This window comes from Lysinibacillus sp. HST-98, assembly GCF_016757845.1.
GTDB lineage: Bacteria > Bacillota > Bacilli > Bacillales_A > Planococcaceae > Lysinibacillus > Lysinibacillus capsici.
In genome coordinates, this window is record NZ_JAENHX010000004.1 from 109,240 (window position 1) to 133,800 (window position 24,561).

17 protein-coding genes are annotated in these 24,561 nt (G+C 34.7%); 3 read left to right on the forward strand and 14 right to left on the reverse strand.

The window, feature by feature from the left end; translation table 11 throughout:
• Positions 1-157 precede the first annotated feature (157 nt).
• Positions 158-4,147, reverse strand: a complete 3,990-nt coding sequence (locus JIN86_RS11465; protein ID WP_202341976.1) for a rhoptry family protein — start codon at positions 4,145-4,147, stop codon at positions 158-160.
• A 356-nt stretch (positions 4,148-4,503) separates the two neighbouring features.
• Here JIN86_RS11465 and JIN86_RS11470 point away from each other — a divergent pair, with 356 nt between their 5' ends.
• Both JIN86_RS11470 and JIN86_RS11475 read left to right on the forward strand, forming a co-directional pair.
• On the forward strand, positions 4,504-5,181 hold the full coding sequence (locus JIN86_RS11470) for a hypothetical protein (RefSeq protein WP_004269530.1): 678 nt from the start codon (positions 4,504-4,506) through the stop codon (positions 5,179-5,181).
• The gene (locus JIN86_RS11475; protein ID WP_237497243.1) at positions 5,181-6,437 is read left to right on the forward strand and encodes an HlyD family secretion protein; all 1,257 of its coding nucleotides are present in this window, start codon (positions 5,181-5,183) and stop codon (positions 6,435-6,437) included. The genes JIN86_RS11470 and JIN86_RS11475 overlap by 1 nt, the downstream gene beginning before the upstream one ends.
• Positions 6,438-6,917: 480 nt before the next feature.
• On the opposite strand, the gene JIN86_RS11480 is transcribed toward JIN86_RS11475, so the two are convergent.
• Together JIN86_RS11480 and JIN86_RS11485 are read right to left on the reverse strand one after the other, a co-directional pair.
• The gene (locus JIN86_RS11480; RefSeq protein WP_202341978.1) at positions 6,918-9,410 is read right to left on the reverse strand and encodes an S-layer homology domain-containing protein; all 2,493 of its coding nucleotides are present in this window, start codon (positions 9,408-9,410) and stop codon (positions 6,918-6,920) included.
• Positions 9,411-9,476: 66 nt separating this feature from the next.
• Positions 9,477-11,369, reverse strand: a complete 1,893-nt coding sequence (locus tag JIN86_RS11485; RefSeq protein ID WP_202341979.1) for a stalk domain-containing protein — start codon at positions 11,367-11,369, stop codon at positions 9,477-9,479.
• 362 nt (positions 11,370-11,731) lie between these two features.
• Here JIN86_RS11485 and JIN86_RS11490 point away from each other — a divergent pair, with 362 nt between their 5' ends.
• On the forward strand, positions 11,732-11,905 hold the full coding sequence (locus tag JIN86_RS11490; protein ID WP_202341980.1) for a hypothetical protein: 174 nt from the start codon (positions 11,732-11,734) through the stop codon (positions 11,903-11,905).
• Between the two features lie 181 nt (positions 11,906-12,086).
• On the opposite strand, the gene JIN86_RS11495 is transcribed toward JIN86_RS11490, so the two are convergent.
• From JIN86_RS11495 to JIN86_RS11545, 11 genes are all read right to left on the reverse strand, one after another.
• Positions 12,087-13,793, reverse strand: a complete 1,707-nt coding sequence (locus JIN86_RS11495; RefSeq protein ID WP_202341981.1) for a phospho-sugar mutase — start codon at positions 13,791-13,793, stop codon at positions 12,087-12,089.
• Positions 13,790-15,064 (reverse strand): glucose-6-phosphate isomerase, encoded by a 1,275-nt coding sequence (locus tag JIN86_RS11500; protein ID WP_202341982.1) that lies wholly within the window; start codon positions 15,062-15,064, stop codon positions 13,790-13,792. The genes JIN86_RS11495 and JIN86_RS11500 overlap by 4 nt, the downstream gene beginning before the upstream one ends.
• Before the next feature lie 125 nt (positions 15,065-15,189).
• A complete protein-coding gene (gene galU, locus JIN86_RS11505) occupies positions 15,190-16,065 on the reverse strand; it encodes a UTP--glucose-1-phosphate uridylyltransferase GalU (protein ID WP_202341983.1) in 876 nt (291 codons plus the stop codon).
• A 45-nt stretch (positions 16,066-16,110) separates the two neighbouring features.
• Entirely contained in the window at positions 16,111-16,674 is a 564-nt protein-coding gene (locus tag JIN86_RS11510; protein ID WP_202341984.1) for a sugar transferase, read from the reverse strand.
• A complete protein-coding gene (locus JIN86_RS11515; protein WP_202341985.1) occupies positions 16,671-17,525 on the reverse strand; it encodes an NAD-dependent epimerase/dehydratase family protein in 855 nt (284 codons plus the stop codon). Before JIN86_RS11515 ends, JIN86_RS11510 begins: the two co-directional genes overlap by 4 nt.
• A 9-nt stretch (positions 17,526-17,534) precedes the next feature.
• Positions 17,535-18,287: a glycosyltransferase family 2 protein gene (locus JIN86_RS11520; protein ID WP_202341986.1), complete on the reverse strand. Its 753-nt coding sequence runs from the start codon at positions 18,285-18,287 to the stop codon at positions 17,535-17,537.
• A gap of 1 nt (position 18,288) precedes the next feature.
• On the reverse strand, positions 18,289-19,452 hold the full coding sequence (locus JIN86_RS11525; protein ID WP_202341987.1) for a glycosyltransferase: 1,164 nt from the start codon (positions 19,450-19,452) through the stop codon (positions 18,289-18,291).
• 47 nt (positions 19,453-19,499) lie between these two features.
• A complete protein-coding gene (locus JIN86_RS11530) occupies positions 19,500-20,447 on the reverse strand; it encodes a haloacid dehalogenase-like hydrolase (RefSeq protein WP_202341988.1) in 948 nt (315 codons plus the stop codon).
• A 5-nt stretch (positions 20,448-20,452) separates the two neighbouring features.
• Entirely contained in the window at positions 20,453-21,319 is an 867-nt protein-coding gene (locus JIN86_RS11535) for a UbiA prenyltransferase family protein (RefSeq protein WP_202341989.1), read from the reverse strand.
• Positions 21,320-21,380: 61 nt separating this feature from the next.
• Positions 21,381-23,126 (reverse strand): hypothetical protein, encoded by a 1,746-nt coding sequence (locus JIN86_RS11540; protein ID WP_202341990.1) that lies wholly within the window; start codon positions 23,124-23,126, stop codon positions 21,381-21,383.
• A gap of 106 nt (positions 23,127-23,232) precedes the next feature.
• On the reverse strand, positions 23,233-24,468 hold the full coding sequence (locus JIN86_RS11545) for a glycosyltransferase (protein ID WP_202341991.1): 1,236 nt from the start codon (positions 24,466-24,468) through the stop codon (positions 23,233-23,235).
• Positions 24,469-24,561 lie beyond the last annotated feature (93 nt).

Here is a 24,561-nt window from a genome sequence, read left to right on the forward strand (position 1 = left end):
GGTACCTCCCAATCAAAGTGACCATTTATACTATAAGATACGAATTTCAGATGATATAGTTTCACTTTTTTGGAAATTAATATTAGGATTCATTTTTTCTTACTTATAAAAGGAGTTTTCCCGTTATATTCATTGGGAAAACTCCTTTTTTATCATACTATTGAATCATTTTAAGATAGTCTTCTAGAATGCGGTAATTATACACTAAGCCCTGTTGCTCAATCGACAAATTACTATAATCTTTTTGAGCTGCTAGCACTTTTTTCTCAAATGATGAGCTGTCTGGATCAATATTTCCGATCGCTTGAACAACTTTGAGAACGGCAGCCACATCTTTTTCAGCCTGCTTTAAGACATCCTCATTAATGACCTGTCCTTTAATTTTAGAGTCCAATGCCTTATAGGCAGCAACGGCATTCGCCACATCTTCAATATATGTCGACGAGCTTGGAGACAGTCCCGCTATGATCTCCACAACCTTCTTCACATCAGCTAAACTTTTCTCTGCTTCGAGTAAAAGAGAATAATTGGAGATACGCTGTTTATCTGTCGTATTCAAACTATCATACTCTTTACGCGCCGCTTCCACCATACCAAAGTAATATTTATCCTTTGGATTCAATTTAGCAATATTATTATAAACCTTTATAACATTATCTAGTGAAAGCAATAGCTGGTCGTTATAAACATAGCGTCGTTGATCAGCATTGAGCTTATCATAGGCTTTTAAAATCTTTTGGTATTGGCTATTCATATCTTTTGCCGTTAGCAATCGGTCTATATCTTCTACAATACTCATTACAGGCTTTATCAGCTTTTCCTGATCTTGTAGCACTTTATAATTTTGAACAGCTCGTTGCTGATCCTTTGGTAAAGCATTGTAAGCAGCACGGATTTCTTGGATACGTTTCACATATTGCTTTGGATCAACGGTTGGTAAGTCATTAATCATTTGCATGACATTACCAGCCCCTAAAATACTAGACTCCGCTGCTTGCAATAAATAGTAGTTTGTCACATATTGCTTCATATCGCCAGGTAGTGCATCGTAAAGTGAGCGTGCTCGCGATGTATCTTGAAGGAATGTGTTACTTGAAGATTTTAGTTTACTAATCAATTCCATCACACTCGAGACAGGCTCAAATTTTAAGAGAATATTAATATTATCGATGTATTTTTTTTGATCCTTCGATAGTTTATCATACGCTTTACGTGCTGAGTTTACCTTACTAACAAAGCTTGTTGATTCTGGATCTAATTCATTAATTTGAACCATCACACTTAAAATTGGTTTCACTGCTTTTTCACGTGTTGTTAAATCTTTAATATTCGTCACTAATTTCTTTTGGTCAGATGACAGCTTATCGTATGCTACACGCGCATTCATCAGCTTCGTTAAATAGTCAGCATCTTGCACTTCTGTTAATTTAATTAGCTCGACTACACTCTGTGCTAATCCCTGTTCATTTTCTGCTGCTACCAGTGCATCATAGTTTACGATCGCTTGCTGCTTCTCTGCTGGCAAGGCATCATAAAGCTCACGCGCTGTTTTCATATCTTGATAGAAAGTTTTACTTGTTGGTTTTAACGACGCAATGAGACCAATTAAGGAAGCAACATCCTCTACAGCAGTGAGATTAGCATAGTTTGTTACTCGCTTTTGGGAGACTTGATCAAGTGCATTATAGGCTTTACGTGCATCAAGAACCTTTTTTGTATAATCCTTATTTGTTGGATTTAAGGCATCAATCATTTGAATCACCTTGATTACTGCCTTGTTATCCTTTTCATAGGAGCTTAACATTTTGGCTTGCTCCACTAGCTTCTGTGCGTTCTTATCCATTGCTTTATATTCTAATGTAAGTTCGGCTACCTTTTTGACAAATGTGTCAGGGCCTTCATTTGCTAAGGCTATAATACGGTCATCAAATGCTTTGGCCGTATTGATATAGCCTTGTGCTTTTGTTAGGTCCTCACTATTTACTACCTTTGCCTTAAGAGATTCACCCAATTTATTAAACGCTTCATCTGCTTTTACCACATCATCTTTATACGTTTTTTTAGAAGGGCTTAATGTACTAATTTGCACCATTACGTCAATTGCAGGAATTACATCTTTTAAATCTTTATAATTTTGGACAAATATTTTATTTTTATCATCTAGCTTCGCATAAGCCGTATAAGCTGATTTTGCTTTAGAAATATAGCTTTTAGAGGAAGGATCCAATTTTTCAAATTGAGAGATAACATTAACAACCGATTTATAGGATTTCTCTAAATCTGTTAACACTTTAATATTTGTCACACGCTTTTTAGCTGTTGTTGATAACGCATTATAGTGAGCTCGTGCATCCAATATTTTTTCAATAGCTATATTGCTATTTAACAGATCAATTTCCGTTGTAACAGCCTGTACCGCTTCTTCCTCTTTAACTAAAGCATCTATTTTGTTTTGCAGCTGTGTTTTCAAATTAGTAAGAGCTGTTTCATACCCTTGCAAAGTCGTATCTAATTTCTCCACTGTCTCTTTCAACTTGGTAAGCTGTGTACCGTAGTCAGTTGTTGGCTTTAATGTATTAATCGTTTTCGATGCTTCTGCGTATGTTTGAAACAGTATTAACTTTGTTGCTCCCTGCACTAACTTTTTATCATTTTCACTTAGCTTGTTAAAGGCAGTCCAAGCTGAAAGCGTCTTACTTTCAAAGGTTTTTGCAGTTGGATCAAGGCTATCAATTAGCTTATCTACCTTTAAGGCAGCACCTAAATTTTTCTCCCACGCTGTGAGATCTGCTAGATTATTGACGATTTTCTTAACATTGGACGCATTGATATTTGTGCCTGAAGGATTATTATAGGCTTCGCGTGCAGCTTTAATAGCAGCTACTTTATTAGCTTCTTCTACAACATTAATGGCTTTAATCTTTCCTTCAATATCCTCTGCATATGCAATATTTGCTAACGCCAGATCTAGGTCTCCTATGTTTTTAACAAAACCTTTACCTTCCGTTAAGAGATCGTATTCCGCTTTTATGTCTTTGACTGTTGTACGATATACATCTTCTTTGGATACACGCAGTCCTGAAATGCTTTTTGAAATATTTGCAGCTTTAAGATATTGTGCAATACTTTCATATTCCGTTTTTAATAATTGTTTGGAGGCAGCATCCAGACTATTGTAGGCTTTCTCAACAGCCGTCACAGCACTAATAAAGCTTGAGGCTGAAGTGAAATCTGCAGGTTGCTTACCTTTTAACTGTGCAATGCTGGAAGTCACTTTATCTAAAGCAGATAAACCTGACAAGGCATCTTTATACTTCTTAAAAGGTGTGATTTTATCATCTTTTGGATTATAAGCTTCGACCACTTTCTTTTGCTCTGCTGTCAGCGCATTATAATTCGTCGTAAAGCTATTCATACTAGGTGAAATAGCTGAATAATCTGTAGATTTCTCCAATAACTCAACTAACTGATTTAATTCTGTAGTGACGGCTTCTGCTTTTGCTGCGTCCACTTTCAGCTTACTTAACTTGTCAACATCCATTCCCTTGCCTTTAAAATAGACATTGCGTGCTGCTTCATCATAGCCATATTGCAACACTGTACCACGAACTGTTGAGGCAATATCCTTCGCCCCATTATTAAGTGCAGCAAGAACAACTTGGTTGAATTGGTCTTGCACATATTGATAGGATGTCGCTGTTGATTCATCTCCTAAAAATGTTTCATATTGGCTTTGTACATTTTTCACATCGTTAATAAATGTTTTGCTGGTATATGAAATAGTACCCATCTTATCGCTAATTTCCTTAAGCTTCTTTAACAGTAGTCGTTGCTTAACTACATAGTCATATTTCGCTTGTATAAAAGCTTTTTCATCGGCATTAAAATCAGCTGAATTTTGTACAATCGTTATATCACCATCTGCAATAACCATTTCATTATCTGATGAATTCTCTGATAGCTTGCCAAATTGTGCAATAAGTTGTTCCCTTGCTATAGTTGCTGCAACCTCATTTGCATAAGCTACCTTTTCTGATTGTATGGAGATGTGCGACTGTCCTTCGTTGTCCTGTGCGTGTGCGTTCGCTATAGCCGTAGGTGCCAATAAAAGACCCGTTATGACCCCTGCTGTCAATTTTCGATTCAATCGAACCACCCTTTCATCGTTTATGTATAGGAAAATGATTGTATTCATTTTCATTTAGAATTTATGACTTTAGTATCGGTGTAAATTGCTTGATTTCAAGCCATTCTAATATATTTACAAAATGAGACATATCAAAAGTAATTTTTCTAAATTACTAGCTAGAAAAACAGGAAGTTATTTCAATTATACTATACAATGGTGTTATATAAGGTTTTCACCAATCGACATATAATAAGAGATTATGTTTTTTCAATGAATTTATTGGAAAAAAACAGCTATTTTCATATGTCATAATATCTTTACAAGGTGTATACTACAACTTTGATATCCTATTTTGGAAGAAAGGACGCTGTTTTATGTTTTACCATTATAAGTTCTGGCATAGCTTAAAAAATCCTACCTACTTTACTAGCATCGTAGAGGAAGGCGAGGTCATCGGATATAAAAAAAGAGTACTAACGGTGTTCATTCTTTTCATCCTGTTGTTTGCTGCTCGCGAATATTGGGGAATGGGGACAGAAAATTTAACATCCTTATTCGCAAAGGATTTACAAAATGAATACTATGTAGCACGTATACTTTCGATGCTTGGTGCCGTTTTATGGGCAATCGTCTATTTTTGCTTCCATTATTATGGTGTTACCTATCTTTTACATCTATTAACGGACATTCCTTATACTTGGATAAAAAAAGTCCAGCTTTATGTTGTAGCCTTTCTATTAATTGAAAAAGCAATCCTCTTTGCTGTTTTCTATGCAGTAGGCTATACAACCATGTTTTCTTTCTTCTCCTTAGCTCCTGCTGCCTTACAGGTGATTGAAACAGATTTCGTGTTATTTACCCTCAATCAATTGACGGTAACAACGGTTTTAATCATTATTGTACAGTATCTCTTCCTATCAAAATGGGAGGAAGAGGCTAGTAGAAAAATGTTAGTAGTCAAATTGATTGGTGTACAGCTATTTATGGCCATATTTGTTGGTTTGATTAGTGTACTACCAATTAAAGAATGGATTGCTAGGGGGTTAGGATGATGGCATTAATCAAAACAAGACCATGGACAACTACGACCATCGTGTTAGCAATGCTAGTAATCGGCATAAATGCTTATTTTGTCTTTAAAGATAATAGCAACGTGACACGATCCTACTTTATCGATGAATTTCAAAAAGCTTATATCGGCACGAATACAGAGCGTGTTCATAAAGATACCATTGTAGCACCTGCTGAGACATACACGATTACTGCTGATGCAACTAACTTATCAGCTGTGAATGTAAAGCGTGGCCAAGAAGTGATGATGAATGATGTACTTGCTACCTATAAAACGGATGAGGTGGATGAGGAGCTAACAAAGCTTGAATCTGAACGCACAGCCTATGAAACAGAATTACAAGATTTACAGGATGCACTTGATCAAATTGAGGATGAATATGGTGACGATTCGAATCCAAAAAGCTCCATTAATACGGATCAAATCAATGACAAGCTATCTGTAACGCTAAAATTAGAGCTTGCTCAACAAAATTCAGCATCTACAGCGGTTGCCCTGTTAAATCGACATATTGCTGAAACAAATCGTCAAATTGCGTTACTTGAAGCCCAAATTACACAAATTCAATCTCGTCAGGGTATTGTCAGCCCTATTGATGGTGTTGTGGCAGCGATTAAGGAAGAAGCTGGTGCGCTAACTTTTGAAATCTATTCGAATGAAAAAGCAATGTATGCCTATTTATCAGAAAAGGAATGGCAAAAGGTGGAGGAAGGGCAAACTGTAGATTTCAAGGTGAAACATGTCAAGGATGATCTATCTGGCATCGTATTAGAAAAACAAACGATTGCTACTGACGATCAGACAGTTTGGGCAAATGAGCTAGCCAAAACAGCTGCCTTGCCACAACCAACTAATTATGAAGTGACCTTACAGCAGGATGCCCCACTCGAGGACATCCCATTTTCGACAACTGGCAAAGCCTCTATTATTGTCAACGAAGCATTCGATTCTTATAAAGTCGATAAATCATGGCTAGCTACAGCTAAAAAAGGGAACAAAAAGTTATATATCATCAATCAGGACGGTAAAATTCAGCTAATTGATGTCAATGTGCAATTTAAAACGGCTAAGTCAGCTATTTTTATGGATTATCTTGATGAAGGTACGCCAATGCTCTCGAACGAGAAACGTAATCTCGAAGCCTATACCTTCAGAACATTACCTGTTGAGAAAATCCAATGGAGCCATTTTAAAGAGCTAACTTGGAAGCAATATGTGAAATATATCGTTTTCTAATCTATATCCGCCTCGTCTTTTTATGGACAAGGCGGATTTTTTGTTAGAAAAGAAGATAACACTAAAAAAACATTTAGCAAAGCGAGCGATGGGTTGATTTCCGTTCCGCCAGCGTCCTTTCCATGGGGCGTCCGATGAGCCGCTTCACTCACTTACGTTCACTCCAAGGTCTCCTCTGTGACGCTAAATCCCCTAGGAGTGACGCTGACTCCACTCAACCTCTCTGAAAAGGTGTCTTTTCCTTTTCTTTCATACTAACAGTAGTGAAAAATGTGGAGAAATGTTGAGTGACAGCACTCCTCAATAAAATGATTAGTGAAAACCTTTACAAAAAGTTGTGGGTTGTTGTGCTTTTCGCTAGCCCACAGGTAAGCAAGCAATGAATATCCACTTCACCTTCCACAAAAATTCTGTTAATTGTTTTGTTTTGCAAGACAACATAAAGAATCCTCTGTAGCTGTTACAGAGGATTTGTCTTCTTTATTTTAATGATAAACATCTATTTAAGAAGCTTGCAAATTGAGCACGTGTAATTTGTGCATCGGGTCTAAATGTGTTATCTGGGAAGCCGCCAGTTAAATCATTTGCGACAAGTGCTTGGATATGGCTGTATGCCCAATGTGTTGATTTCACATCTGAGAAGCTTACTTTGCTTGTACCTGTTAACTTATAGGCCCTTGTTAAAATGGCAGACATTTCTGCACGTGAAAGCTGTCCGTTTGGATTAAACTTCCCTGCCTCTTGCCCTTTAATAATGCCAGCCTGCTCAACTGCGGCAATGGCACTGTATGCATAATGGCTCTTACTCACATCTTTAAAGCTAGAATCCTTCGTTGTAGTTAGATTTAAAGCTCTAGCGATGATCGTAGCTGCCTCGGCACGTGTAATGGATGCCTCAGGTTTGAACGTTCCATTTGAGTATCCTTTAATAAGAGATTGATCGTATAAGCTTTGGATTTCGGAAAATGCCCAATGCCCTTTTGTTACATCTGTATAAACTAATTCCACATGATTGTCTTTATATACTGCTTGTAATTGATCGAAATACAGCTGTCCTTTCTTTTGAAGAGAAGCTGTTGGCTGAGCAACATACAAACGCTCGAATTTTAGTGGCTGTGGTAGATCACTTGGAATATCTGCCGTCACGTATTTCCAGCCACTCCAGTCTAAACCGCCCTGGCTTGTGAAATCAATTGTATGCTTCGCTCCAGCACCATCAATCACAACGCCTCTTAGCCAATGTTTACCAGCATCGCCAAATACCCAAAGACCGATATTTTTAGGCTGCCCTGAAATAGCAATTGGTGTTTTCGCAACCATATAGGCTGCTTTTGTACCTGTGCCTGCTGTTGTGAAATCATAGTTTAATTGTAAGCTAGCAGTCCCCTGTCTAGCATACTCTTTAGAGCTTGCTAATGAAACATTGGCTTTCGCTGTTTCTGTTGTCCAAGAAGAAGTATTATCAAAGCTATCTAGTACAATTGGTTTCTCTGCTAGATCTACTACTTTCACAGCTGTAGACGTACGAATTCCTTCATACTCGCCAATAATTTTTCCTTCACCCTTTTGTGTTGCTGTGAAGGTTGCACCGTCCATTTTGCCGATATTTCCTTCAACTGTCCAGTTCATATTTGCTGGGTTGATGGTCATTGGATTCAAGTATTGATCATAGGCACTTGCAACTTGCATATCTACAGAAGATCCTTTCATTACCTGACCAACACTACTTAACAAAATTGATTTTACTTTCCCTGGTGGCGCTGTATTCACTACCTGTAAAATGGCAGATACACGACGTTCACTACCCTCTGACGGTCTATTCACTAGGTTGGCGAAATAACCTCCTGGATTACGCGCCACCATTGCTGTAGAGCCGCCTCCATCTAGGTTAATAGCCGAAGAAGCACCCACTGAAATTAAATGAGCAGCTAAATCTGATAAATTAACACCATTACTATGACCACTTATGCGTCCATCAATCGTTACAAGAGATACCTTTGTACCTGTAGCATCTATAGCTACTGCTGTACGTGGACTACGTGTAGAAGCAAACCCTGAATTGGTTGGCATAGAAATATCCACTTTGCCGTTACGCACAAGCATTGGTCCAGCAGCTAAGATGAACTGTGCATCCATCCATTTTTGATCGATCGATAAGCTGACATCCACGCTTGTACCTGCTGTAATGCTACTTAATTCAGCGGCTAACTCTTTATTTTGGACAGAGATAACAAAGCCATCTGCTGGTACAGAAGAGTTACCTTCTGCTCCATATGCTGTTACATGAGATACTGTACCAGAGAACTGGTCACCAAAATGCAAGGTGCTTGTATCTTGACTAGCGCCCGACACAACGAGTTCTACACCCCATGTATTTGTCCCTGTTGATCTTTTTTCCGGTGTGTATAAAACGTTTTTATTTGTTCCTCGTTCACTATTAATAAGATCGATAGGATAGCTTTTGCCATTCACTTGGAAAGTTAGATTCGTAGAATAATAGTCTGCAATCGCTTTCCCTGATTTCGATAAACCAAATGCAACTGGCTTTTGTGTTGGGCTATCATATGTATCTCCCAAAATACCATAGTTCACAATTTCATTATTTTCTGCTAACAAGTTCGCAGGCATACCATTTCCTAAAAAGTAAGAGGCATTGACAGCCCCAACAACACGATGCCCATCATATGTGTTTTGCTTGGCCATCGCTGATGTTGTTTTTAATGAATTAATAGGATTGGGCATACCAATTTCTAGTTTTGTATATGTATTATTTAAATTGACATCTAAAACATTTACAAACTGACGTATCGAACCTGACGTATAGTTTTGCTGTGAATGTATTACCTGTGGTGAAACCTCTGTTTTAACTTCACTGACTTTATTGCCTAAACCAGCAGCTTGTCCATTGATGGGGCTAACTGTTAGTGTAAGCATGAGTAGGACTACAATAATCGTTATTAGTTTTCTTGCCATTTTTCACTCCGAATTAATTCAAAGTATGGCACGTACCATGTCACATGACCCGTGCCAGTGACTTTTTTATTTTGTTTCTACATAGATTGCTACTGGAAGGTTGACACCACCAGCATGCATTAGTTCTAATTCAATCGTATCTTTTGAACCCTTCATTTTGAAATCTGGTAATTCAACATACTCTGCCCCTACTCTTAAAGAAGGCACTAAATACACTTTGCCATTCACCTTAATCGCTCCGCTGTATAATCCTCCTCGACCAGCTAACTTCAGCTTAATCGTTTTTGTAGAGCCAGTTGGATTGACAACAGGAATGGATACTTTATAGTTCATACCGAAGTGACCTGGGTTTCCTACAGCACCATTGATTTGAGAAAATGAATTTTCAGCCGTTTGTAAATGGTCTGTACGGCCATTGGAAATGTTATAGCCTACCTCTGGAGTATCTACTGTATAGGCTGGTAGCTCTGCTAGAATGGTAGCACTTGGCCAAGCACCCCTTGGATGTTTCGCATACTCATCCACGGCAACCTGTTCTGATTGGATTGTTGTTAAATCTGTATTATCTTTTGAAAGCACAGTACGAATCGTATACTCTGGCTTTCCACCATTGACTGCTTGAATATCTAAATCATGTAAAAAGCCGATAATATAATCATAGTGTAAATCGTATGTTTCAATGATCTTTGTTTCCCCTGGTGCAATGACAATACCACTACTTTCTGATTTTTGAAGCTTGTTATTTAAAGTAGCGTCCGCAATTGACAAACCTAGGTCATGACCTACCCAGCTATTACCCGTTTTTTGGCTAATGCCCTTCGAGTCAGTCACTTTAATGCTCTCTGTTGTAGACTTGTTTTGAACGGTAATGCCAAGATTGACGTCCGTACCTAATGTGTTGTAATGCCAGCCAAAGACACGATGCTTATTCGTTGCCGCAGTTGGTTTGACATCATATTGGGCAAGCGTCGCATTATTCATTGGCACAAGCTTACGTGTTAACGTTTCGGGATTATCACTAATAAATAAATCACGATCCCCCTCTAAACGAGCAGAAGGAACAGCCTCGGGTGATGACGTCGTGCCATATGATTTATCTAGGAAGGGGCTTGTAAACATATAACGGTAAACATAAATATACATTTCTTTTTTCTCTGTGATATAACGTAAATTTCCACCTAATGCATCCACAAGAAACTTAGCAGGAATGTACATTTTGCCTTTTTGTATAAATGGCTTTTCGATCATTGTCACTGCTTCATTATTAACCAAAGCCTGATTGCTGTTATCATTGAAAATAAAGCTCATCCCACCAATTAACAATTCAAAGGAACCATCAGGCTGCCAAGTACCAGATGAATCATCTAAATAATCATAAATATAGCTAGCAGGTAAATAGGTTCTTCCATCCTTTGAAACAATCGGATCTTTCATGACAATACGTTTGTTATTGATATGTAAGATATATGGGTCTTCCTGCGGTGGTGCTGTTGTTTCATCTGATAATGTAATATCCACCGATTGAGTAGCCTCATCCCAATTAACAACTCCATCAAAGTTTTCGCTGACGAAGCGTAATGGCATGTAGGTACGATCTTTATACATAAATGGCGCAACATCCATTGCAACCTCTTGACCATCTACTAAAGCCTTATTCGAATCGATCGTTAAATCAACCATCTTACCATTGCGAATCGCCGATGCCGTCAACGTTTCCTTATCCCAATCCACACTTGCACCAACCGCTTCATACAATGCACGCATTGGTAATAATAAGAAATCCGATTTATTTAAAATAGGATCATTGACTTGAATCGTCTCTCCATTAATCGTAATCGAAACATTGTTTTTTATCTGAATTCCATTGTTACTAGTCGCTGATGCAGACGCTTGTCCTGGCAAAATCGTAGCCAACGCAACTGCTGATACAATACATGTAGTCCTTAGTTTCTTTAACATCTTAATCTCCTTTTTCCTCTTACAATAGTCTTTATCATCTTAACACGAAAAACCCCTAAAATGTGGGATTTATATCGAAAAGAGTAGAATTTGGTACTAGGGTGCTAGCCTTTCTCCTTCGAAAGCTTCATATAATGAAAGGAGTTTTTCCAATTCGCACGAACATTTTCTATAAAACTCCTTTGGCTTTATAGAAGAATAGTTTCTACTCATGCTAGTACTTCAAATCATCCTATTAAGTAGACAGGTTATTGTATGAAAAGGTTACATAACTTTCGAAGAATTTCCGTAAAAGGAGGACATCATGTGAAAGGTATTATCTCATCATTATACTGAATGATAATAGGTTGGGGGATTATAAGATGGATAAGAATATTATCTTACATATTTTAGAGGGAATACATAATAATGAAGAACCGAGATTTTATGATTTTGATATAGATAAAGGTATGTTCGGAGAGATTGTTGAAACATTGCAACATGAGGGGTTTATTTCTGGGGCTAAAATTGCTCGTGCGGGTTGGGGAATAAAGTAGCAGTAGTTGCTCTTCAAGATGTTTAGGATGAATTAAAGGGACTAAACTATATGAAAAATATGAAGCTTACTCAAATTATTCAATAGAGTCTTGATAATATAGATATTTTCAATTTTACATAAAGCGCCCCTCTTTAATTATTCATTTGCTAATTAAATAAGGAGCACCTTTTAATTTTATTCTACTTTACTATCTCCAGCACAGCTTCCTTCACTTGCTCGAGCTTTTGCTGTGTATGCTCTGCGGTTTCCCCTACTACACCAATATAAAACTTGCATTTCGGTTCAGTACCAGATGGACGAATAGCAATCCATGAACCGTCCTCAAGAATTAACTTTACTACATTTTCTTTTGGAAGAGTAAGCCCTTCTATTGTTCCGTTTGCTAAGACAGCTTGTCCTACTAAATAGTCTTCTGTACGCAGCACAGTCAAATTAACAATTTTTTTTGGCATATTGTCACGTAAACGTTGTAACATAACTTGCATTTCTGTTTGTCCGTTTTTGCCCTCAAATTGCTGGGAAAGCAGAGCTTCATTGTGGTAACCATATTCCTTATATAAATTGTCTAGCTGATCAAGCAATGTATGACCTTGCGTCTCGTAATAAGCAGCCATTTCTGCAACCTTTAATGCAACTTGCACCGCATCTTTATCTCGCACAAAAGTTTCAATTAGATAACCATAGCTTTCCTCATAGCCGAATAAATACGAATACTCACCCGTTCTCTCATACTCTGCAATCTTCTCAGCAATATATTTAAAGCCTGTTAATGTATTTACTGTCGCTACATCATATTTTTCTGCAATATGAGTACCCAATTCTGAAGTCACAATCGTTTTTAACATAACTGCATTTTGAGGTAAAGAACCGAGCTGTTGTTTTGTCGACAATACATAATTCAGCAATAATGCACCCAGCTGATTCCCTGTCAAAAGCTTATAACTATCATCACTTTTAACAGCTACCCCCAACCGATCAGCATCTGGATCAGTTGCTAGCAATAGATCTGCCCCAACCTGATTACCTAGCTTCATTGCTAACTCAAAGGCATTTGATTCCTCTGGATTTGGGTAAGCAACTGTTGGAAATTCTCCATCCTGCACAGCTTGCTGTTCTACAATGTGTACTTGTTGAAAGCCGAATGCCCGTAATCCTTCACTAACTGGCACCAAACCAGCACCATGCAATGGTGTATAGACAATGTTCATATTTAAAGCCACATCTTGATTGCTCTTTAAAGTCAAAAGACTTGTTAAGTACTCTTTATCTAAATCACTAGCAAGCCATGTAATATACCCTTGCTGTTCTAATAAAGCAAGCTCCTCTACCTTAATAGCAAAAATATCCTTTATTTCGTTCATATAGTAGATAATCTCATTTGCAAAATCTGGTGTTAGCTGTGCACCATCCTCCCCATATACTTTAAAGCCGTTATACTGTTTTGGGTTATGACTTGCAGTAATTACGACACCTGCGTAAGCATTTAATTTACGAACTGTAAACGACAACTGAGGTGTTGGTCTAGCTTCCTTATATATATAGGATCGAATTCCATGTGCTCCTAGTACACTTGCAGTCTCACAGGCAAATTCATAGGAAAAATGACGGGTGTCATACGCCAATACAACGCCACGTTGTTTAGCTTCTTCCCCACTAGACTCAATATAACGAGCAAGACCTTCTGCTACACGACGGATCGTATAAATGTTTATCCGATTCGTTCCAGCTCCTAGTAAACCGCGCATGCCACCTGTCCCAAATGATACATATTGATAAAATCGATCTTCAATGGCCAGTTCATCAGAAGCAATAGCTACTAATTCTTCCATTAAATAATCCGGTAATGATTGCTGCTTCCAGAGTTTATTTAATTGATTTACACTCATTTTTTTGCCGCCTTTTCCCCTTTCAATAATTGGAGCATTTTTTGTTTATATGCCTCCACACCAGGCTGATTGAAAGGATTGACTTCTAATAAACATGCACTCATCGCACAAGCCCTCATAAAGAAATAGATTAAATAGCCAAGGTGATATGCATCCAACATAGGCAATTCAATTTGGATTACGGGTACATCTCCCTCTGCATGGGCAAGCGCTGTACCTTGTTTGGAAATTGCATTAATTTCATTAAATGTACGATTCGTTAAATAGTTTAAACCATCCTCGTCACGCATATCATAGGGTACTGCCATATCTCCCTCAATCTCATTAAAGTGTAATAAGGTTTCAAACATGATACGACGACCATCTTGGATATATTGTCCAATAGCATGTAAGTCTGTTGAATAACTCACAGTTGAGGGATACAACCCTTTACGATTTTTCCCCTCACTTTCACCAAAAAGCTGTTTCCACCACTCATGGAATTTACTTAATCCTGGTTCAAAAGAAGCCAAAAGCTCAACCGAATATCCTTGCTCATGTAAAATATGACGTATCACCGCATACTGATAAGCATCATTAAACGCTAAATCAGACTGTGCCAGTTCTGTAGCTGCATGACGAGCACCATTCATTAATTCACTAATATCTACCCCTGCAACAGCAACAGGCAATAATCCTACTGCTGTTAATACAGAATAACGCCCACCAATATTATCAGGAATGACAAATTGACGATAACCAGCTTTATCGGCGATTCCCTTTAAAATACCCTTTTCTGCATCAGTCGTCACAATAATACGCTCTATTGCCTTATCACCATAACGCTCTTCCATATATAAACGCATTACACGAAAGGCAAGTGCTGGCTCCATGGTATCACCTGACTTTGAAATAACATTAACGTAAACCTGCTTACTATCTAAATATGCAAGCATCTCTTTCATATAAGCACCGCTCATATTAAGCCCAACATAAACAACTTCAATGCCACCTTTAGGCAAACCAAAATAAGGTGTTAAAGCCTCTTGTATCGCACGTGCCCCTAAGAAAGAGCCCCCAACTCCAATAACAACAAGTACATCTGCACATGCTTTAATTTCACTAGCAATATAGCTAATAGAATCAAACAATTTCTGATGATTTTGTATCGGGAAATCAATCCAACCTGTAGCAGCATATTTATCTAACATGCAATGAATTTTCTCCACTCGTTCCTTATATATTAATAATTCATCCTTACCTACTGAAGAATGAATTGATAATGTTTTCATGACTATTTCTCGTCCTCAATTCTTTCTATTAAATATAATAATTATATTATAAACAAAAAATCAACTCGTATGTTTACGAATTGATTTTAATTACGAATACTTCAATTAAATTTAAATAATTTTAGTTACCTTTTTAATTCTTTTGCTTTTTTTAAAAGCATAGTTCTTACTTCTTCATATAAGTCAGAACGCTCTAAGGCAAAATCAATCATTGTTTCAATATATCCTAATTTCTCTCCCACATCATACCGCTGTCCATTAAATAAATACGCATAAACATCTTGAGTATTATTCAACAATTCAATTGCATCTGTCAATTGGATCTCTCCATTTTTACCTATCTTCTTCTCATCTAGAAAACCAAATATATCTGGTGTTAGAACATAACGCCCAATAATTGCAAAATTAGAAGGAGCATCCTCCAGTACAGGTTTCTCCACAAACCTTGTCACTTTCATAAGTGATTCTCCAGAATCAAGAGGGTCAATCACTCCGTAGCGATGGATATCTTCGTCTGATACTTTTTGTACTGCAATGACACTTGCCTCTATTTTTTCATACTGCGTTATTAACTGCTTTAAACAAGGTTCATTATTTTTGACAATATCATCACCTAATAATACAGCAAATGGCTCTTCACCAATAAATTTACGAGCACACCAAATTGCATGCCCTAATCCGAGTGGCTCTTTTTGTCGAATATAATGTATTTCTACATTAGCAGACTCTTGCACCTTTTCAAGTATATCAATTTTACCCTTTTCAAGTAAGTTAGTTTCAAGTTCAAACACATTATCAAAGTGATCTTCTATTGCTCGTTTATTTCTTCCAGTAACAATTATAATATCTTCAATTCCAGATGCAATAGCTTCCTCAACAATATACTGAATTGTTGGTTTATCTACTATAGGTAGCATTTCTTTGGGCATTGCCTTTGTAGCAGGTAGAAAGCGAGTCCCAAGTCCGGCTGCGGGGATAATTGCTTTTCTTATTTTCTTCATTATTATACCTCATTATTAATGTAGTAATAAAATTAAAAAATGGAACTATTTCATTCTCACACCTTCTGATTTTAAAACACTCAGTAATGTTACCAAAATTATTTTCATATCAAAGCAAATACTATAATTATCTACATAATGTTTATCATATTCTACTTTCTTCTCATCAGAAATCATATCTCGTCCTTTTATTTGTGCATAACCTGTCAAACCTGGTCGCACACAATTGACCCCTAATTTATCCCGCATAGAAATAAGCTCATATTGATTGTACAATGCAGGCCGGGGGCCTACAACTGCCATATCGCCTTTCAAAATATTAAACAACTGTGGTAATTCATCTAAGCTAGTTTTACGAATAAACTTACCAACAGGTGTAATATAAGCTGTTGGATCTCCTAATAATTCAGTGGACACATTTGGTGTTTCTATATACATAGAACGAAATTTAAATATTTCAAAATGAACACCGTCTTTTCCAATACGATGTTGCTTGAACAATATTGGTCCTTTAGAATTCAATTTAATGGCAACACTTACAATGACCATAGGTATAGCAAACACAACAATTGCTAGTAAACTCAAAATAATATCTAAAAATCTTTTCATTTTTTTTTCTCCGTAATAGCAATCGCCTGCTCTAAGTTATATCTTTGGTAGGAATTATCCCTATAATCTGATAGTTCTTCCGTATAATACAAATCTCCAAATACTTTTTGATAAATTGCTTTATTTCCCATAAACATATTCAATATCTTACCTGCTAATTTGCTGAAATAAATATATTTATTATTCGCTTTAGCAATCTTTTTTACCATTACACTTGTTGTAATATATTGTGAATCTTGTGGATGAAAAATACCAGACTCCTCATATTTAATTAGTTGAAATATAAATTCACTTAAATTATCTATAAAAAGCATACTTCGTTTATTTACTATCTGAGGGAAAATAGGAATCTTACTACTAAGTTTACTTAACAATACATAATTACCTGGACAACTTGGACCATAAACCATCGGTGGCCGAACAATTGCCACTTTGAAATTCCTATCTTGCATTTCTAATAATATTTTTTCAGCAGCAAGCTTACTTTTTCCATAATATGTTACAGGGTAGGTCTTAGTATCCTTTGTAATAGCTCCTCGCACATTTCCATAAACAGCCATAGTACTTAAAAAAATAAATTGTTTTACACCTGCTTTTTTTGCTTTTAAAGCAAGCTTAATAGTAAGTTCCATATTTATTTCAAAATATGCTGCTTCACTTTCAGGAGTTTCTTTCTTATGTACAAGGGCAGCAGCATGAATGACCGTTTCTATTTTATTCAAAGTAAGCTTATCTAAAGAGTTATAACGAATTGACTTTTGCAAAATATTGAATGGACCGTTTCTTGAATATATATATTCGGCAATATTATTTGCAATATAACCTTTTTCACCAGTAAGGAGAATATTCATAATCCACCCCTATAAATAATGTTTCTTAACAGCATTCCACGCATAATTAATAAAATACCATGACGCTTTTAGTTGATTAATATTTTCTGATTTTCTATAAACAACCCACATTTTTTGGGCAACTTTAAGTTTATTACTAGAGGCAGAATTTCCAACAAGGCGATAGCTTGCAAGTTCTTCTTGTAGACAATATGCTTTACAGTCTGTTCTTAAAATTTTTAACCATAAAGCTGTATCTTCAGGCTGTAAATTTGGCATTAATGGTTTTCCTAACTTTTCAATATTAAGCATAACAGTCAAACATCCAATTGTAGTATTTTTTAGTAAACTTTTATAATCTATAACCTTTGGGCACTTCACCACTTTATTTAATAGATTACCTTGTTCATCCATCATCCGATAATTAGTAAAAGAAAATACATAATTATTGCATTCCATAAATTCAACTTGTAATGCCAGTTTGTTAGGATCCCATAAATCATCACTATCTAAAAATGCTAAATATTTTCCTTTAGCAGCTTGAATTCCGAAATTTCGTGCCTTAGCGGCTCCACTATTTTTTTCTAGCTTATATACTTTAATTCGTTGGTCTTGTTTACTAAAAGCATTAAGCACTTCTAAACTATTATCCTTTGAACAATCATCTACAATAATTAATTCGAAGTTTGTATACGTTTGGTCTAGAACTGACTGAATCATCTCAGTAACAAAACGTGTACTATTATAAGAAGGTGTAATAATAGAAACTAACGGTTTATTCATACTACTCCCCCCACATTGTTATAGAGTTGTATATTTCGACTAATCTTTGTTTAGATGCATCCCAGCTAAAATTCGTATAAATCTCCTTGGCATGTTTCCCTTTCGAAGCTAACTCTTCAAGTCCGGCCGCTAACTCTTTATGGTTAATATTAGCAATTACATTTTGTAAATTTTTTTCATCAAATTTTGTAACATAACCAATATCATACTTTTCAACAAATGTATCTACGGAGGTGTTTTCTGCTACAATGCAAGGCTTTCCTAAATAAAGAGCTTCATATAATTTATTAGGCGAAGCAATTTGATTATGCTGATAGTTAGGATCATATACCATGTAGATTATGTCCATTTGACTAGCAACAGATAATGTTTCCTCAAATCCTAAATATCCTAAGTAGTGAATTGTATGATATTTATTAGCGTGTGCTTTAATCTCTTCTTGTAGTTCACCTTTTCCAGCAAACCATAGCGCTACGTTTTTCTGTTTTAATAATAATTCAATTCCTCTGTCTTTGCTAAGCGCTCCATAATAAAAAATGTTTAACATACTTTTATGAACATTTACGGGATAATCCCTTGTTTCCCTCGGAGGATCTATACTGTTATTAATTATCACAGTTTTCTCATGGAAGTTTGCAGGTATATTAATAAGGCGATTTTCATCCGGGATAATAATAAACCTAGCGTATTCCATTACTCGTTCGCTTAGCTTTTTCACCATTTTCCTAATGCTCTTTGGTATTGGACTATGAAAGGTTTCCACAAAATCTGCGATATCATAGATAACATCAAATTTTAATTTTGAATTTATACGCTTTGCAATATAAACAGGTAATCCCAAATCAAAATCAATCGCATGGACAACTTGATATTGTTGTCCATGTTTAAAAAGAAAAAATACTACTTTTATTATAAATAACAATTTGTTAAACGCAGTAATTATTCCTTTACCATACGGTGTATGCCCACAGAAAATTGAATGAACTTTAATTCCCTCTGCTTGAAAAGCTATGGTCGCATTTTCAATAATCTCAGCATTTACTCCACGATTCCAATTCAGTATTTCTACCTCATAGCCTGCTTCCTTCAAAGCACGAGCAGCACGTGGTAAGCGATTCGCTATAAATGCACTGTTTTGTGCGAGTAATACTTTTTTTTGTGCCATAATTTATCTCCAACATGCAATTGATTTATGTTTCACATCTTTAAGTCTTATTTCTTCAATGCATAAAATTTAACCATTAAAAATGTTATAGGAACACCAAGTGCAGCCGCCATTGCATAAACTATTACTTCGTTTAAATGGAAGTAATGCAAAAACACTAAAACTATTACAAATTGAATTAAAAAGTTCGGAATATAGGAAACACAGAACTTAACGAATTTTATAATAGATAAAGTATGTTTAAATACAAATATAGAATTCAATATATATGAAATAACCAAACTGCACCCATATCCTAAAATAAAAGCGATTGTACTATTTAAAATTAGGGAAAATAAAGATGCAAATAACACTCCGTTAAAGGTATTCACTATACCCACTACAACAAATAATAGAAATTCTTTTTGAATAGAGCTTCCCGCACCTTTATTTTTAAATTCATGCCATGGTATTAATTTATCTCCAACTACCCCAAAGCTTTTTTGGGCAATGTTAGCTAATGGTGCATCTGTTAAAGAATCTGAATAAAATTCAATGATAGGCATATCTCCATACTTTTCATAGTACCTTTTTGTTTTTTCTATCCCGTAACAATTTTCACTTAGGCATTTTCCTGTTCTTATGTCTACAATAGAAGCAATCAAATTCGAGATTCCTAGCTCTTCACAAATAGGCTGTAGTAAAAATTCAGGAGAAGCTGATATAATAACATCCTCTGATAACTGTTTATTTAAATACCACGGTTGTATTTTAGATTGATTATTTCTCCAAAAATCTTCTAGTTTCCCTTCTATATCTCTTACATATTTCAAAAAGCTATAAAAAATCTCTTTAAATTGAAGCTTCGTAATTAACCCTAATTTATATCGAACAAAGCCTAAAATTTGAATTGGTAGAATTAATATGAGAAATGGCTGCTTTTTTAGACAATATAAATAAAAATCTAATGTACTATCACCTTTATAAATTGTTTTGTCAAAATCATATACATTCATTTCATTCACCCTATGTATATTATACCTAATGTAATAAATACGAACAAAGCAACCATGCCCATTAATGTTTTATCTTTAATAATTACCTCTACAGGATCTCCATCAGAATCCCCTTCTATATTCAAACTGTATTTCATGCAAATAAGAATTACTAATGGTACCGTCCAAACTAAATAATCGTTTGATAATCTAGCAATTGTAACAGGGTCGACTGTCCATAACGAATAAAAAGCTATTGTCAAAGCCAGGCTCATATACATATTCTTATCTAAAAAACCTTGATTATAATACTTTAATACATTTCTTGATACATTTTTTTGCTTGATTAATTCATTTCTACGTTTTCCCAAACCTAAATAAAATGACATAGCAATAACTGTCAAATATAACCAACTCGAAATCTCAATCCCCGTTATCCCAGCTCCATACAAAACCCTAAATACAAAGCCTGATACTAAAATAGCTACATCAATAATCGGCAAATTTTTCAGACCATTACTGTAAGCAAGATTAAGTCCCAAATATAGTAGAAGTGATGTCCAGGCTATAAACGAATTCCCAGCGATAAAATAGTTAATTCCTATAGCCAAGATAATCAAAACTCCAGCTAAAGCTTTAGCATTTACCAAGGAAATTTCATTAGCAGCTAATGGACGCTTACACTTTGTAGGATGTAGACGATCTAGCTCTACATCCTGAATGTCATTGATTATATATATCGCAGATGCAATTAAACTAAATGCTAAAAAACCAAGTAATGAATTAATTAGCAAATATGGATTGAACAAACTACCACTAAAAATTAATGGAGTAAAAATAAGACCATTTTTCATATAATGGTGTACTCTCATGAGTTTTAAATACTCTTTCATTGGTCTAATCTCACTTCCTAAATCTTAAATAATATTGATTTTTGTTAAAAATTAAAATAGTTTATTGATATTTTTGATAGTTTTTTAAATGTAGTTGATTATATAAATCAGGATTATTTGTACAGAAAGTTGATATACTACCCGGAATAATGAAAGGCTTCTCACATGAGAGATTATCTACCTCAACATAATTGATATTGAAATTATCAAACCTTTTCCTATTGGATTTAAATGTTTCCATATTGATTATAATTTCATTCGACTTACTAAACTCGGACATCGTTTCCAATTGAATAGTAAGATCTTTACTAATTAGTGCTATCGCATTGTAATTTGTTTTCAACATTATTACACAATTCAATCCAATAAGTAAGGATACGCATATTATATAAAATCCTTTAAGTTTCCCTTTTATATTTTGTGTTAATAAAATTAGAAAGATTATTGGAAGCATCCACATCTGGGGGACGTATCTTGCCCACCAAATCTCAGGATTTATAATTATTGTAAAAATAATAACACTTGTAATTAATAAAACATTTCTTACTGCGTTATTCACAAATATATCCTTCCATAGTAGGATTCCTATACTCATTATTATAATAATACCTCCAAATAATGGACCAAAGCCTCCTATTCTTACATCCATTATCCATAAAATAGATCTCTCTTGTTCTGTAATTTTTAAAGGAAACTTCGAAATCGCTATTCCATCTAAAGAGTTTGATGTTTCAGAAAAAATAGAAAGGTATAATTGTTCTATTTTATTCAAATTACGTAATCCAACTGGGGTATTTTCCGTTATGATGTCCACACTACCATTCCCTGCTAACGGATAAAATGGATGTCCATGATCCATCATATTAGATACATAAGAGCTAAATCCAATACCAAATATCCCCAAAATAATTCCTGTAATCAAAATAATATTAATTTTCCGCTTTATAGTTATCTTTATTAAAAGTTTATAATCTCTAATTTTCTCAACGAATATGTATTGATATAGTGTCAAAATTAAAGGTATTGTACACAGGATTAAAGCATAACCTAAAGCTGTAAATTTAATGTTAATTAGTAGCGCTAAGGTAAGTATTATTGGCAAATAGAATTCATTACTCTTTTCTATTTGATGAAGTGTAAGTAATACAACTAATAATAAAAAGAGTGAATATAATTGACCGTCTATATAGAAAGTTAACATTTGATTAATTGTAACTGGATTAAACGCTAAAAGAATTGAAAATATTGATGCCCATGTTATTGAATTGTTAATCCTTAATATTGTAGAAAAACTTAAAAGAATTGAGGCGACCAATAAAATAATATTAATAGATTTCCCATACTCAACATTACCTAATAAATCATATAGGGTAGCCCCATAAAACCAAGATCCTTTTGCATAATGATTTATCCAAAAAAACGGAGTATAATTTATTTCATCTAATGGATCATCATAAATAGGATTCCATCCCTCTTGTAATTGAATAATAGCTTCTTGGTGATACATTTGACCATCATGAGAAATATCAAAATATTTACCACTTATAAATAAGGTCGTACTTATAATAATGATAAAAATAAAATTCAACAAAATTCCACATTTAATTTTTTGATTAATTTTATCATGTATCCGATTGATACTTAAAAAGCTAAATATAATAGAAAGAATCCATGCAATGATAAATACCGCACCGTTAATCTCTATGTTCACAAATAATAACAGACTACTTAATAAAGTAGTTAACCCTACTAGGATAACTAATTGTATCCCCAGTATACTTGTATATTTTATTAGTTTCTCTCTCATTTAATTTCCCCCCTCAAAAATATTCAATTTATAAATAAAAGCACATTTACATTACATAAATCTTATGAAAATTGTATGTTTGCGTCATAAACTAAATAATCGTAATTTATTTATCATTAAAAAGAAATATACCATTCAATAATTGCTTTATTTCTTTTGCTTTACTTTCCCATGTATTCATTAGTGCATCTGCTTTTAAATCTGTTAAATATACATTATCACTTCTCTTATTGAGTGCTTCATCAATTTGATTAATAAATTCTGTATGTTGTCTCCCTATCAAAACAGATTTGTATTTCCTACATTCTTGCATATCAGTAGTAACAATTGGTTTTCCCATTGCCATATATTCAAATAATTTTACAGGTGATGTAGATTCAGTCACCTCATTGATTTTGAAAGGTATTGTTGATACATCAAACCACTTAGAATATTGAGGTAATATATGATAATCTATCGGGCCTACAACTGTTATATTCGGGGTTTTATCTAAATTATATTTAACTATACTTTTATCATAGTCCCATCCTATTAATAATATTTCATAATTAGGACGTTCAATCGCTAATTTTAATACTAGCTCGTAATCAAACCAGGATGCAAAAGCACCAAAATATCCAATAATAGGTCTCTTTTTCTCTATTAAAACTCTAATTTCTTCAGGGATTGCATTATTTTGATTTTTATTAAAATGATTGAAATCTACACCATTAGTTACTAATTTAAAGTTCTTATTTCTTTTAGATTTTACATCTGATAATAATTTATCAGCTGAAGCTACTACTATACAATTTTCTTCATCTTTTAATATATTATTATGATTGATAAACACATAATCTGGTATTTCTCCAGTTATGTCTTTATGTAATTCATCAATATATTCATACAAAATTATATCAGAATTTTTTTTAGCCCCCTCATATATTCGTCCAATATCTCTCATATCTGTTGAATACAAGTGAATAATCTTTTTATTAGGCATACATAATAAAATTTCTTGTTGATTTGTTAAATAACATGAATCAGCTAATTTTCTGAATCCATTTAAATTATCTTTTATAGCATCATTTGTACAGTAAAAATAGAGATAATTTGAATTAGCTAAATTCAATGCAATATGGTGCGGTCTTTGATAAAGAGGTAAATTCCAAGGTACTGGAGAAATATACACTATAATTTCTTTATTTGTATGTTCCTTTAAAATAGCTTCTAATTGTTTTTGATGATTTTTTTTACTTAATCGTTTTTTTACTCTATAGATTCCTGTCCAAATAATTTTATTGACTAAACCTTTAAAACCATGGTATTTGATATACCTGGAAATTTTGCGAATTAAATTCATAAATTAGCTACCTCCAAGCATTTCCTAATAGTACTTTTATCAATAAATATCCTCCTAACTTCTATAAAGTTATTAGAAATTAGGAGGAGTACA